Source organism: Vibrio sp. MED222 (genome assembly GCF_000153005.1).
In the GTDB taxonomy this organism is placed as follows: Bacteria; Pseudomonadota; Gammaproteobacteria; order Enterobacterales; family Vibrionaceae; genus Vibrio; species Vibrio tasmaniensis_A.
This window is the reverse complement of record NZ_CH902606.1, coordinates 1,133,992-1,148,236: the sequence shown is the minus strand read 5'-3', so window position 1 is coordinate 1,148,236 and position 14,245 is coordinate 1,133,992. Positions and strand designations below refer to the sequence as shown.

11 protein-coding genes are annotated in these 14,245 nt (G+C 45.2%); 7 read left to right on the top strand and 4 right to left on the bottom strand.

Going from position 1 to position 14,245, the window contains the following annotated elements:
- Window positions 1–79: 79 nt before the first annotated feature.
- From nfsA to MED222_RS16610, 3 genes are all read right to left on the bottom strand, one after another.
- Window positions 80–802 carry an oxygen-insensitive NADPH nitroreductase gene (gene nfsA / locus MED222_RS16600; protein ID WP_009845932.1) on the bottom strand — a complete coding sequence of 241 codons (723 nt, stop codon included), beginning with the start codon at window positions 800–802 and terminating at the stop codon, window positions 80–82.
- A gap of 221 nt (window positions 803–1,023) precedes the next feature.
- On the bottom strand, window positions 1,024–2,136 hold the full coding sequence (locus tag MED222_RS16605; protein ID WP_009845931.1) for an OmpP1/FadL family transporter: 1,113 nt from the start codon (window positions 2,134–2,136) through the stop codon (window positions 1,024–1,026).
- Between the two features lie 140 nt (window positions 2,137–2,276).
- Complete coding sequence (locus tag MED222_RS16610; RefSeq protein ID WP_032555095.1) at window positions 2,277–3,677, bottom strand: DUF1254 domain-containing protein; 1,401 nt, start codon at window positions 3,675–3,677, stop codon at window positions 2,277–2,279.
- A gap of 242 nt (window positions 3,678–3,919) precedes the next feature.
- On the opposite strand from MED222_RS16610, the gene MED222_RS16615 reads away from it, so the two are divergent.
- From MED222_RS16615 to MED222_RS16645, 7 genes are all read left to right on the top strand, one after another.
- Entirely contained in the window at window positions 3,920–5,071 is a 1,152-nt protein-coding gene (locus MED222_RS16615) for an anaerobic sulfatase maturase (RefSeq protein WP_032555094.1), read from the top strand.
- Between the two features lie 17 nt (window positions 5,072–5,088).
- Entirely contained in the window at window positions 5,089–5,985 is an 897-nt protein-coding gene (locus MED222_RS16620) for a LysR family transcriptional regulator (protein ID WP_009845928.1), read from the top strand.
- A 185-nt stretch (window positions 5,986–6,170) separates the two neighbouring features.
- Window positions 6,171–7,709, top strand: coding sequence for a sulfatase-like hydrolase/transferase (locus MED222_RS16625; protein WP_009845927.1), 1,539 nt, complete (start codon window positions 6,171–6,173; stop codon window positions 7,707–7,709).
- A 61-nt stretch (window positions 7,710–7,770) separates the two neighbouring features.
- The gene (locus MED222_RS16630) at window positions 7,771–8,448 is read left to right on the top strand and encodes a hypothetical protein (RefSeq protein ID WP_009845926.1); all 678 of its coding nucleotides are present in this window, start codon (window positions 7,771–7,773) and stop codon (window positions 8,446–8,448) included.
- Between the two features lie 12 nt (window positions 8,449–8,460).
- A complete protein-coding gene (locus MED222_RS16635; protein WP_032555093.1) occupies window positions 8,461–9,909 on the top strand; it encodes a DUF1254 domain-containing protein in 1,449 nt (482 codons plus the stop codon).
- A 176-nt stretch (window positions 9,910–10,085) separates the two neighbouring features.
- Window positions 10,086–11,330, top strand: a complete 1,245-nt coding sequence (locus MED222_RS16640; protein WP_009845924.1) for an NADH:flavin oxidoreductase/NADH oxidase family protein — start codon at window positions 10,086–10,088, stop codon at window positions 11,328–11,330.
- Window positions 11,331–11,547: 217 nt separating this feature from the next.
- Window positions 11,548–12,462 (top strand): LysR family transcriptional regulator, encoded by a 915-nt coding sequence (locus MED222_RS16645; protein ID WP_009845923.1) that lies wholly within the window; start codon window positions 11,548–11,550, stop codon window positions 12,460–12,462.
- Between the two features lie 106 nt (window positions 12,463–12,568).
- On the opposite strand, the gene MED222_RS16650 is transcribed toward MED222_RS16645, so the two are convergent.
- Window positions 12,569–13,609, bottom strand: a complete 1,041-nt coding sequence (locus MED222_RS16650; protein ID WP_032555092.1) for a DUF1214 domain-containing protein — start codon at window positions 13,607–13,609, stop codon at window positions 12,569–12,571.
- Window positions 13,610–14,245: the final 636 nt, after the last annotated feature.

The window sequence follows — 14,245 nt, the reverse complement described above, 5'->3', positions numbered from 1 at the left end:
GACATTTTTTGTTTGTGCTGCTGTTTGCTGTGGTTTGTTGCAAGCTCTTAACGGCTTAACGGCTTAACGGCTTAACGGCTTAACGCTTGGTCAGCTGTTTACTGTTCAAGTAAGGCAGAATGTGCGGGCGAGATTCACCAGACAGCTTCTGTGTGATCTGTTGTGACCAACTGCTTTGCTTCTGATTGCTTGAGCGGTTCGCGTAGTAGCTTTGCATTGAATCGTCGTAGCTGGCAATTTCATCTAGGCTCAGTGGTTGATATTGGTTTTCGTGCATCACCACATGAGCAGGAAGGCGAGGCTTCACCTCTGGTTGTTGTGCCGGGTGACCTAAGCACATTCCGAACAATACGGCGGTGTGTTGTGGTAGTTCTAACAGTTCATCGACTTGTTGTGCGCTGTTACGCAGCCCACCAATGTATACGCCACCCAAACCTAGAGACTCGGCAGCCAGCATGCAGTTTTGCGCCATGATGCCAGAATCTACCGCGCCAATCAGGGTCAGTTCAGTAAAGTCGGTTTTCACTTCAGGGTTGATTTGAGCGTGGCGTTGATAGTCGATACAGAACACTAAAAACTCAGCCGCATTCTCAACGTAAGCTTGGTTACCTGCGTATTCAGCTAACAGTTTGCGCTTCTCTGTGTCTGTCACTCTCACGATAGAAACAGCCTGCAGTAAGCTCGATGATGAAGCCGCGAGGCCAGCCTGAATAATCACATCAAGTTGTGCTTTTTCAATCGGTTGATTTGTATATTGACGAATGGAGCGGTGCCCCAGAATAGTTTCAATCGTGCTGTTCATAACTCTCAGACAGTCCTTGTAATGATGGCGTAGAGAATCACAATAACGACAATTACCATGAGCGTAAAGGGCGTTAGAGCCTTTCTGGTTAGCGGTATGATATTCATGAAATCAAAAGGATTGCTGTCACAGCCAATCCTTTTTTCGTACTGTTTCCTGCTAGAAGCTAGAAGCTAGAAGCTAGAAGCTAGAAGCTAGAATGGAACGCTTAAGATCTCGCTTTAATGGCGAAGAGACAAAGTGACGAAGTGAACTCTGTTGGTCGAATAGCTGCCAGAAGGCTGAAATAGTCCTGAGTCAGCATTAATTTCACCATGGCCTAAATCTTGGTATTGGTAGCTCAATCCTAGGTTTAAGTCATTGGATATCTTCTTCTCAGCGCCGAATCCGATACGCCACTGTTTGTCGAGCGGGAGTAACACATCTCTGTTTTGACTGCTTACAGGGCTCGTGTCACCGCTCACTCCGCTGTACAGCAACCAATCCTCATATGCGTATTCCACACCAACCCCAAGAGAGTAGGTGGTTGAGTATTTGTCATCATAATCTTGCCATGTCTCCATGTTGGAGCTGAGTAGAAGGTTTAAGTCTTCATTTAATGAATGCTTCAACCCTAAGTTTAAGCTTCGAACCCAGGTCAGTTCAGAGCTAATTCCAAAAGCGTTGGCGTTATCAAGGGAAAGGTCGTGATCAAATTGGCCCTGATAGCTGACTCCCAATTGTGTGTTGTCACTGATGTGGTGATTGAGACTCAGACCGAACCCTAGATCAAGGCTATCCCCTTGGAGTTCGAGACCGTTCAAGGCTTGAGTTTCAAGCGCAGCGTGCTGCAATATCAAAGAACCACCAAGAGACAGCTGTTCATTGACCTGATATGACAATGACGACGTTAAGTTGAGTGCCGAAATGCTGTTTTCTTTGATCAATAAAGCAGGGTGCGCGCCAACGCCGTGTGAGTATTCAACGCCAGTGCCGCCAGCTGCATGCAATGCTGCGCCGACGACCCATTGGTCATTGAGCCTTGATGCGTAAGACAAATGAGGGAGAACATCCGCGCTGCTTCCTGTGGTCGAAGCCGAGTTATCGTCACGGACAAAAGTGGTTTCAACATCGAGGTATTGAACGCCGAGAATCCAAGCACTTTCTTCAATAGCCGATAACCCTGCAGCGTTGGTGAGCACGGCGGATGCATCGTTCGCGGTTACGTTCCCTGTGCCTGCCGTGCCGACGCTTTTAGTGGTCGCAATCTGAGATAGATTTAACCCTCCCGCGTGAGCAAGAGAGCTGACTATCCCTGTTACTAACAGAGACAGTGTGATGAAAGGTGTTTTCAAGAATAGAGCCTCATTTTCATTGTATGAGTTATGTTGCTAGCAGTTTGAGTCATGTATTTAGGGATAGAACGAATTGCCACGAGCGAACACTAAGAACGCCGTGGCAATCGACTTGATCTACTTAATTGACCTAAATGGGGCTAGAGTATTTCAACTTGTGGCAATGGGTATTCATTGTCGAGAACGGCTTGAGTTGGCTCATACAGGCGCATGTGAAGATAGAAGTCATCTTGAGGGGCTGGCAGCCAGTTACACGTTGGATCGGACGGTTTTACGTATTGAATGCATATTGGCAAGGTGCCGTCTTCTGCGTATTTCAGCTCATCTTTACGATTGGTCGAGATGGAGTAGCGTTGAATGAAGTTCTCAACCATGAACAGGTTTTTAGCGTCGTACATGGTCAACGACCAAAAGGCGTCAGCGGGTGCATCGGCAGGCATGGTCATTCGATATTGATTGTCTCCCGACAGCTGCTCGCCATTCGAGTCCGTGTATCGATTTGGGTAGAGTGCTCGCTCTGGCACATTCAAACCAGCCGCACGCATATTGATGCTCGCTCGGCTCAGGTAATCATTTCCGTAGCGGCCACCCTCGTACATCATCGACCAGCCATTATTGACATCACCGATGCTTCGACCAGCGTATTGAATGATCTGTTGTGAAGACTCAATCGCGCGCATTAACCCTTTTTTCTGTGCAGAAGTTAGTGCTTCCGGGTTAAAGGGGGTCGTTCCTCCAATACCAATTTGTTGGAATTGATCAACGATGGCAGCATCTTCTGGAATCGGGTTTTTACGTAGTTCACGGTCAATTAGCGAATACCACTCTAACCCTTCAGGCCTCGCCATGGGTGGGATGCGACCTGTCGAAGCTTTGAGCTCTACGATGTCGTGTTCTGCGCCGAGTTGATCAAGTGGGTAGCTGAGGAATTTATCGTGAGTAACCAATGCGTCATTGAGATCTTGCTCGCCAAATACGCCCGTTCGTTGAATTAACCAAACCATAGGAGTGCGAGACTCTACGATACGATCAATCCCCTCTGGCACTTCGCCAGCCCATCCTTTGTTAACCAACAGCACTTTTGAACCTTGGTCGCCGACATTCTTCACATGCAGATCTTCAATCGAATCTGAGTAAGCATCCAATAGCTGAACAATGTAATAACGGTTATCGGTGCGAGGAATATCAATCACCATTGGACCTGATAAATCCAGATCGTAGTGAGCTTGTGAGTAGAGCGTATCGTTGTTGACGGTAGGTACAATTCTATCCTGAGGTCCGGATAGAACGCGCGTTTTACCCATCTCATTCAATGGTGCCATGGCGTTGTCCATTGGCGCATCAACAGATGTGGTCGTTTGCCTAACCGCTGCCACGGTTAATGGGCCTGTACCATAGATAAATGCTTGAACACCTAGGTTGTAAGCGAGCTCTTCTTCAGGATTAATAGATTGTTGGGCAAGGGATGGCATCGCGATAATACTGGATAAAGAACACACTAAACTGGTCAGTACACTTTTCTTATAGAGGAGCTTTCTCATGGAACACCTTAGATCGTAGGAACAGGATTAGGCATTTATCATATGAGCAAGTGAGATTAAGGAGTGTAATAGCCGATATTAAGGATGTTAATAGTCTCTTTTTGCCATTCAAGTGTTTGTTTTAATTAACATTAATTTGGAGTGGTGAAGCGACTCGACGACATGTGCAGGTAGGGGGCCTGAGGCGCTATTGTTTGATTGATTTTCGGTTGATATGTTGGCAAAAAAGTACGGGAATCGATATGAACACATCTACTTATCCTTTTAGCTTATTCATTAAAGCAGAAGGGGCTCAGTGCAATCTGGATTGTAGCTACTGCTATTATCTCAATAGACAAGATGGCGATAAAAGATCGTCAATGTCTCTGGACATGATGGAGCAAATTGTCGGTGCTCATATCGACGCGCAGCCAATGAAAGATCAACAAGTGGATTTTATCTGGCACGGTGGCGAGCCTATGTTAAGAGGGCTCGATTTCTATGAAACGGCGATGAAAGCACAGGCAAGCAAAGCAACGAAAAAGCGCGTCGTGAATACGATGCAGACCAATGGAACCATGATTAATGATCGCTGGGCGAGCTTCTTTGCTAAACACAATTTTATGATGGGCATCAGTATCGATGGGCCCAATATTCTGAATGACATCGCTCGGATCGATAAAAATGGCGAGTCGTCTTTTGAACGCACAATGCGTGGGGTGTCTTACCTTAAAAAGCACAATGTTGATTTTAATACGTTAACGGTCGTGAACAATAAAACCTACAAACACGGTAAAACGATCTATCAGTTTTTGGTTGAAAATGGCAGTGGTTACATGCAGTTTCAACCTTGTATCGATCATGAGTTAGACAGACGAACAGGGCATGATTGGTCGTTAACGGGCGAGCAGTGGGGGCAATTTCTTTGCGACTTGTTTGATGCATGGAGCGCCAATGATGTCGGCAAAGTGTATATCCAGTTTTTTGAAAACTGTTTAATGGTGTTGATGGGCTACCAAAGCCAAATGTGTCATCACAGCGCGACTTGTGGGCAGCAATTAATGGTTGAGCATGACGGCAATGTTTATAGTTGTGACCATTATGGGTATCAAGATCATCAATTGGGCACCATGAACAGTGATAAGCTTGCAACTATGGCGAGCTCACCAGAACAAATCGCGTTTGGCACCAACAAATATGATGAGTTAAACAGCACTTGTCGACGTTGTGATTTTGTTGAACTCTGCCAAGGTGGTTGTCCTAAAAACAGGATCGCAACAACCGAAGACGGCAGTCCGATGAATCATTTGTGCCAAGGGTATGAGATGTTTTTTCGTCACGCATTACCCAAATTATTGCCAATGGTAGAAGCGATGAAAAAAGGGTATTCGCCAGCGTACTTTCCACTTTTCTAAATCACTTGGAGTAGGGCATGACCAAAGACCTAAACTTACTGCGACTCATTTTGGTGCTTAATGAAACTCGTCAAACGGTGAGTGCAGCAAAAGCCTTGAACGTAAGTCAGCCGACGATCAGTGTCATGCTTCGTAAACTCAGAGAACAATTTGATGATGAGTTGTTTGTTCGAGATAAAGCAAGGCTTGAACCCACCCCAAAATGCTTAAAGCTTATCGAAACCTTGCCTCTGCTATTAGAGCAGTTAGATAACCTTTACATACCCAATGATGAGTGGGGGTTGGAAGATTTAAGAGGGGAGGTTCAAATCATGTTGCCTTCCCCGCTGTTGATCCCTGTGGGTGTGCCATTAATCAAGAAGCTGACCAAAGAAGCGCCGCAAGTGACGTTTCAATGTTCACCTTGGTTAGAAAACGGCGTCCAGTCCCTAGAGACCAACCGAATGTGTTGGGGAGTGAGCTATCTTCCCATGGAGGTCAATAAAACCCTTACTGAGCGCCCAGTTGGCTTTGATAAGTTCATGTTGGTGTTAAGAGCTGACCACCCAATTCAAGGTAATTCCCTTGAGGACATTCTGAAATACCCACTCTGTATCAATATGATCCCTGGTTACATTCAGCCGTCCAAGGCGGAAATGTTGATCAAAAAATATGACTTAGATAAACACATCGGGCTCAGAAGTAACAATATGAATTTGATGCTAGAAGTCGTTAAGGACAGCGACTTCATCTATATAACATCGTCGAAATGCCGCTATTTGCTTGATCACTGTTATCGTTGTATCGACTTACCGCCGGAACTGTTGAAAGACACCTATCGTCGAGAATTGGCACTGTTTACCCATCAAGCAAACCGCAATAACCCGTTCACGGATTGGCTTCAAAAAGAAATTACGTCGATTATTCAATCCTAGTGTCACGCTACTATTCCTTTTAAATAACTCCCCTTTCTAACGGCCACTATTAATAATCGTAATAGTGGCTATCAAGCCATTTTTGGCGTCTTTCTTATACCATTTACCTCAACAACGGTTCGCTGAGACATGCACAATTTTCGTTGTGACTTCAGCGATTTACTCATAGTGAATGAGGGTTATAAATGTATAAGTCTTTTGTTAAATCCGCTCTGGCGCTCTCGGTACTGGCGAGCGTCAACGTACATGCAGCGAGCCAACCCAATGTGGTTGCCATCATGCTCGATGATGTGAGCCCAACAGATCTGTCAGCCTACCACCGCGGTTTAGGCGCGGTGGATACGCCGAACATTGATCGAATTGCCGAACGCGGCATGATGGTCAGCGATTACTACGCACAAGGCAGCTCTACTGCGGGGCGATCTGCCTTTATCACGGGTCAATATCCTTTCCGAACAGGCTTAACGTCTGTCGGTCAGCCGGGCTCTTCACTTGGCCTTCAAAAAGAAGATCCAACCCTAGCCGAAATGTTGAAAGACAAAGGCTATGCGACCGTGCATGTTGGTAAAAGTCACTTAGGCGATAACAATAGTCACCTGCCAACGGTGCACGGCTTTGATGAATTCTTCGGTTTCCTTTACCACCTTAATGTTATGGAGATGCCTGAACAGCCGGAATTCCCAACAGATCCTAACTTCAGAGGTCGCCCTCGTAATGTTCTTCACACTGTCGCTACCGAGAGTGTGGACATGCAAGAAGACCCAAGGTTTGGTGTGGTTGGAAAGCAAACGATTGAAGATAAAGGTCCTTTAGGCTCTAAACGCATGCAAACCGTTGATGGCGAATTTTTGGAGTTTGCTACTAATTGGCTCGATAGACATGAAGCAGAGAAAGACGAACAACCTTACTTCATGTGGTACAACCCGACTCGTATGCACCAAAAAACGCACGTGCGCCCGGAATACCAAGGCGCGAGCCAAATCAACACGTATTACGATGGCTTGATTGAACTTGATGACCAGATCGGTGTATTACTCGATAAGTTAGAAGATCTTGGTGAAATTGATAACACGATAATCTTGTTTACCTCAGACAACGGCGTAAACCTAGATCATTGGCCTGATGGTGGTTCTGCCTCTTTCCGTGGTCAAAAAGGCACGACGTGGGATGGCGGTTTCCGTGTACCAATGCTGGTCAGCTGGCCAGATAAAATCCCTCAAGGTGAATACACCGATGGCTTCATGACTTCTGAAGACTGGGTGCCAACCATTATGGCTGCAGTGGGTGAAGGCGACATTAAGCAAGAGCTGCTAGATGGAAAAGAGTTAAATGGCGAGCGTTACCAAGTTCACTTGGATGGTTATAACCAGTTGGATATGTTGACCAAAGGCGAACCGAGTCAACGTCATGAGTTCTTCTTCTACAACGAGCAAGATTTGAATGCGTTCCGAGTGGATGATTGGAAAGTGCACCTAAAAACCAAAACGGAGTGGATTGCGCCTCCTGAAGAGTGGCCACTAGGGATGCTCATCAACATCAAGGCTGATCCTTACGAGCGTAGCCCTGATACTCGTGGTTGGTTCTTATGGATGAAAGAGAAGTCTTGGGTATTACCAAAGCTACAAAAATCAGCGGCGGAATATCAGAAGTCACTCAAAGCGTTTCCACCAAGACAGAAAGCCGGTGGTATTGGTATGGCAGACAAATCAGTGGTTGCTGACTAACGCCAAATACGACTAATACAAGGTGTGCTGTAACAAGCGCACCTTACTATCGGACAATAATATGAAGAAACCGTTACGTCTGCTCACGGGCACCTTTTCCACTTTTACACTCTCTATCTTTGCGCTTATCCCCTTTGTATTTTCCGTTTCCGCTCAAGAAGAACCTGCCAGTGACATGGCTGATCCAATGGCTGTTTATACGGGAGGTGAAATTATTGCGGGCAATAAAGGGCTTGGCGCTACCTTCCAGTTTGGCGTGAATCGTGGCGATTGGGGTGTGTTGGGTAAGCTGGAAGGCAAAAACAACTTTGAAAACTATCGAGCACGATTCTTCACACCCAATAAGAAAACGGGCACCGGCTTATTTGTTGATGCTGGACACGACTTCTCCAACGACGATCTAACATCGAACTACGCCTCTATTGGTGTGATGCAAGCATTCAAGTTAAGCGACAAATTTAAACTCTATAGCGCCATAACGTACGGACAAATGTGGGAGGAGGAGAATAAGTTTGAGGACACGCAAATCATCAGCAGTATCAACTATCTAAAGTACGATTTTGCTGACCAATTTTATCTTCTACTCGCCCCCCAATACACCTACGGGTTAGATGGTGAGAACACTCGAGATTTCTCTGCTGAAATGCAGCTGGGCTACAAGGTCGATAGTGACAACATCATCATTTTTAGTGGTGATACTGACAACAACACTTGGATCACCTTCCGTACTCGTTTTTAGTTAGGACATTAAATGATGAAAAAAAACATACTTGCGGCAGCACTGACTTGTGCTTTCATGGTTGCACTTCCGTCTCCGGTACTCGCGAGCCAATCCGTGGACGCGACGAGCGCATCTGTGGCAACAAAAACAGCAATGGAGATCAAGACGGAAACTCTACCCATTGAGATGGCGAGTTTAGCGTCGCTCAAAAAGGATAATCAGCTATTGGCACAACTTGCCTATGAGTACGCGTACTCGATAGATGAAGCCTACAAATACTTTTACAAAACCGTCGTTGAGCAAGATTACCCTTTGAATCGATTCCAAAATATTCGAATACTTGCTGACGACACTTACACTGCGCACCCGACGATTAACAATGACACGTTACATTTGATGGGTTGGATGGATCTAGCAGCAGAGCCTGTCATCGTTACGATTCCAGACCATGATGACAATCGATACTGGTTGTTCCATACCATGAATATGCAGCACTTTACTGACTCGGCTTTTGGCTCTCCACAGCGAGGCACAAAAGGCGGCAGTTTCATGTATGCAGTTGAAGGGTGGAAAGGTGAAGTGCCTGCGAGTGTCGATCAAGTCATCTATGTCGAGCACCCGCTGGTCAAAATGATGGGTCGAATCATGGACCTTGGCGGTGACGATTCTGCAACTGCTCAAAAGTTAATGGATCAATGGAATGTTAGGACGTTGTCGGAATACTTAGGTCAGAAAGGGCCAGTTCCTATTGAGCGCGAGTATCCAGACCCTGAAGATTCTAATTGGGTCGAACGAACCAATTTCATCCTGTCTGAAGGAACAATGAAGACGCATGACCAAAAGCTGCTTGAACTGTTCGAGTACATTGGCTTAGGAGATGTTGAATTAGGCAAAGCCAATCATCCATTTACGGCAGAGCAGCTTAGTATGATCGAGTCTGGTCAAAAAGACGGACTGGAACGAATCATTAATGCGGGCTTTGATGATTCACGTGACGTATTAGGCACTCGCGATGAAATGACCAAGGTTCCAAGTTTTCAGCACGCCTACGGCACCTTAATGGGCCAATGGGGGCTGCCTGCAAAACACACTATGTACAGCGGTGACTTCTTCGATAGTGAAGGTGGTGCGCTCGATGGTAGTAAGTATGATTACACGGTGACCTTCGATGCGCCGCCGCTAGAAGAGGGTGGTTTTTGGTCATACACGGCCTACAGTGGTGAAACCCGATTGATGGAGAAAAATGACTTAAACCGTCATTCCCGTGGAGACAGAACGCTAACGCCTAATGCTGATGGCAGCTACACCATTTACATGAGTAGCGATGTAAAAGGGCATGAAGATGATCCTAACTTCTTACCTATCCCCGATCATCAATGGTATTCAGTGTTACGTATGTACACGCCCGGTGAAGAGGTAAGAACAGATAAATGGAAATCGACACCATTTACTAAGGTCAAAAAATCCACGATAAAATGATGACTTAAATCGCCTGTTTAAGGTTTTGTTTATAATCGATTAATGCCAGCTGCTATGCCGCTGGCATTTTTTATTGAGCGAAACTTGCTTCGAAATAGGCGTTAAATGCTCAGAACTGTAGAATAAAATAGGGCATACTGGACTGAATATATAAACCAAAGAAAGTAACCACGCGCATGAATCCGATCTGCCTCAACGACCCTTTTTCTCTTCCTAATGGCCAAGTGATCAAAAATCGCCTGTTCAAATCGGCAATGAGTGAACAGCTAGGTGATAAACATCATAACCCTAAGCAAGGTTTAGTCACGCTTTACCAGCGTTGGGCTCAAGGAGGAATTGGCCTATCCATGACGGGCAACGTGATGGTCGATAGAGGTGCGCTTGGTGAACCTAAAAACGTTGTGTTAGATGAGCACAGTGACTTAACCGTATTTCGTGAGTGGGCGAGTGCCGGAACACAGAATGGTTCGCAGATATGGATGCAACTGAATCACCCAGGTAAGCAAATCCCTAAATTCTTATGTGATAGCCCAGTTGCCCCTTCAGCTATCTCTTTAGAGCGCGGATTAGAAAAAGGCTTTAATACGCCACGAGCTCTGACTGAGAAGGAAATAATTGCAATCATTGATAAATTCGCGCTGAGTGCAAAGCTTTCAAAACAAGCGGGTTTTACCGGTGTGCAGATCCACGGTGCTCATGGTTATCTCGTGAGTCAGTTTTTGTCTTCGAGACACAATCAACGCCAAGACAAATGGGGTGGTTCACTCGAAAACAGACTTCGTTTTGTGCTTGAGGCTTATCGTGCGATTCGAAAAGAGGTCGGTGACGATTTCCCCGTCGGGATTAAGCTCAACAGCGCCGACTTCATGAAAGGTGGCTTCACTGAAGAAGAGTCGATGCAGGTTGTACAAACATTGAGTGATAACGGTATCGACTTGATTGAGATCTCCGGCGGCACCTATGAAAGCCCATCAATGATGGGTTCAAAGAATAAGGCTGAATCAATCAAGGCCAGCACAGTAAAGCGTGAAGCGTATTTTATGGATTACATGGTGAAGGCGAGAAAACTCGTCAGCACACCGCTGGTGGTCACGGGTGGTTTTCGAACCGCGCAAGCAATGAATGAAGCATTAAACACCTCGGCGACCGATTTTATTGGTATTGCGCGCACAATGGCGGTTGATCCAGATTTCCCTAACAAGTTAATTGAAAACCCTAGCCACGGTATGCCGCTAACGGTGCCAACCACAGGAAAGCCCGCTTTAGACAGGATGGCGATGGTCGGGCTGGTTTGGTATGAACATCAAATGTGGCGCATCGCCTCTGGCAAGAATGCCGACCCTAAACTAAGCGCATTAGGTGTGGTGTTAAAAACAATTTTCAGCGCTGGCTGGCACGCCTTCAAAAAGCGCAGAGCGTAAGCAGTCATGGATTGTTAAAGCAGAACTTTAAGGAATTGAAGTTCCGCTTTTTCTATGATGATTTATTGTTTAGTTTGTCTAGATAGTAAGAAAGAGTTAAAGATCGTTAAGCGAATCAATCGTCAAATGAGCCATAATGAGAGAGATATTCGCTAAGTTAGCTTTTATCGCCAGACGGCTAAATATCTCCCTGACCAAACTTTAATGACAGGTAACTATGAAACAATTGGATCTCAATTTAATCCGCGTTTTTCTGGTTTTGCTAGAAACCCAAAATACTCGCATTGCTGGCAATAAATTAGCGCTGAGTCAGCCCGCAGTGAGTAAAGCACTAGGGCGATTGAGAGAATACTTTGATGACGAATTGTTTACTCGTGTCCATTCCGGTTTGAAGCCAACTCCACGTGCGTTAGAGCTTGGTGAACGACTGCCAATGATCATGGAAAGCTTAGACGACGTGATTCTTGAAACCCCAAGCTTTGACCCTGCCGAGTATCAAGGCAACATCACGATTGCGATTAACGGTTTTATCTCGAACTGGCTTGGTGCGCGTTTATGCCTTGGTCTCATTCAAGAAGCGCCCAATGCTCAAGTCAATATTGTTAATTGGGGCTCTCAAACGCTGAAAAAGTTGTTGGATGGCGAGATACAAGCTGCTATCAACTTTTCTCCAATCGAAACGAATAAGCAGTTTACCCATCAGATTATCGGTGAGGATGACTTTGTCGGGTTGGTTAAAACCGGCCATCCATTAGCTGGCAAAGTGATTTCACAGCAAGAGATAGATGAAGCGGAATACGCGAGTTTGGTGATACCGGGGTGGAATGATATTCAGCCTTATATCGCCAAGCATTTGTCGTCAGAGCAGCTTAAAGTGAAAGCAAGAAGCTCGTATTTGCACACGCTATTAGAGGTCATTAAACAAAGTGACATGATTCTACCGTGTTCCAAGCAGCTTGCTCTTTATCTTAATGAAGAGTTCGATTATCTCTCTTTTCCTGATTATGCACCGGAAGAGCTCAAAAAAATCGTGCTGGTGGAATCTCATAACAAGAGAATGCACCCGATGAATCAATGGCTTAAGCGAAAAATTATCACTACCTCCCAAACCATCATAAAAGAAAAGCAATAAGCCTCTCAAATGAGAGGCTAGGTTATTGTTAGTAGCTGTTATTGTTAGCAGCTGTTATTGCCAGTTAATTAACACTAATCACTCGCAATTCAGTCGTTATTCCCCGCTATTGAGCAGTGACCTGTGGGAAGTTGTGCATCTCACCTGATGCTACCGCTTCATCACTAGGACGGTATGCACGAACCGCAAAGTTCCAGCCATCATCGTTTACTTCAATTACGTTATTTGCAGCGTCACAGGTTTGCCCTTTTGGCGCAAAGTGGATCGTGTAAGAACCGTCTTTATTGGGTGTTGATGTCGTTGAATCAGCGCTGTTGTTGTCCGTCATTAACCAACCTTGGCTTGAATAGGCTGTAATTGACCAATAACCGCCTTCGTCATAACGTAATGAGGGTGCTTCAAACGTGATGTTTGCACATTCCGTTTTACCTGTACCCGCTCGTGACGTATACACAGCATGCTCTGCCGGCATACCAGCCCAACCTACTGCAGTACCAATCATAAACTGCTTGTTATCTGATGTGGCTGTGATGTTTGGTGTGAAGGCTTCTTCTGTCTTGATGTCATTAACTAGCTTCTCCCATTTTGCTCGGACGTTATCTCGAGAAGCATCATCCCAATCTGAAGCAGGTTCAAAAGGCTTAGCTGATTTCGCATTAATGACCGCCGCATCTTGCAGTCGATGCGCTTCATCTGCGCCAGCACTTGTTGCAGTTCGCATCAGTATGTAGATGTAGTCTGAACCTGCGATTTCTGAGTCGATGTAAATTTCTTCGCCACCATAAATGGCCATGTGGTTATCATGATTGTTATTGAAGATATGCATGATCTGGTACGCATCGCCTTCCGCCAGTTTGAATGTTGCGCCTTCTGAGACATCGACAACCGCGGTTGAATAGAGCAGGTCGGTGTTAGAGCGGATAATCATTTGGTTCTCTACCGTTACGTTTTCGCGATTATGCTCAAAAACATTAACCGGTTGATGCTCTAACTGTTGAGTGAAGTAAAGGTCGCTTTCTGCACGAGCGAAGTTTTCGTCGGTTACTTCAACTGCTGCCATTGTTTGCATTGATGTGATGGTAATCAGTGTTGCTAAAATGGTCTTTTTCATATCGTTTACCTTGAGGTCGTCATTAGGAGATGACACTAATGTATCGGTTTGGTGGTGATTCTAGAAATGAATTGATGTTATTTATGTAATAACCAAAAGGAATCGGAAGGCTGGTTTTTGTGAAGCTTAGAGAGAGTTGTGACTGTTTTTTGTTCGTTTGGTGAAAGTTTTTTGCACGAAGACAGGTCGTTAATTAATGAAGCGATGCTTTGTTCATTAACTAAGGCTTTATCGGCAGGTAAGGCTTTAGTTAATGACTGAGGTATCCGCGCTTTCAAGCACTATGCTTTAGTCATGACTAAAAGAGGATTAATTATGAAATGGCTTATCTTATCTGTAACGCTATTGTTTGTGGCAGGATGTCAATCGACAGGCTCTGACACACCTTCACATGATCAAATGAATCGAGTTCATTCTGGTGGTTGTAGCAGCTAATCCTTTTTTGAAAATACTTTTTAGCTGCTGTTATTATCATTTCTGTCACTGTTCTTATAAAGAACTCACTTCTACAAAGCCTTGCGATTACGTGAGGCTTTCTTCTATGTAAAACAACGCATCCCTGCCGATTTATGTTGTAAATTTGTGAATCTAAACTGTCTATATTCTAGGCTGTGTACTGGATCTCATTTGTGATTTGAGTCCCTTGCTAAGGTAAATAATGAATGTGTACTA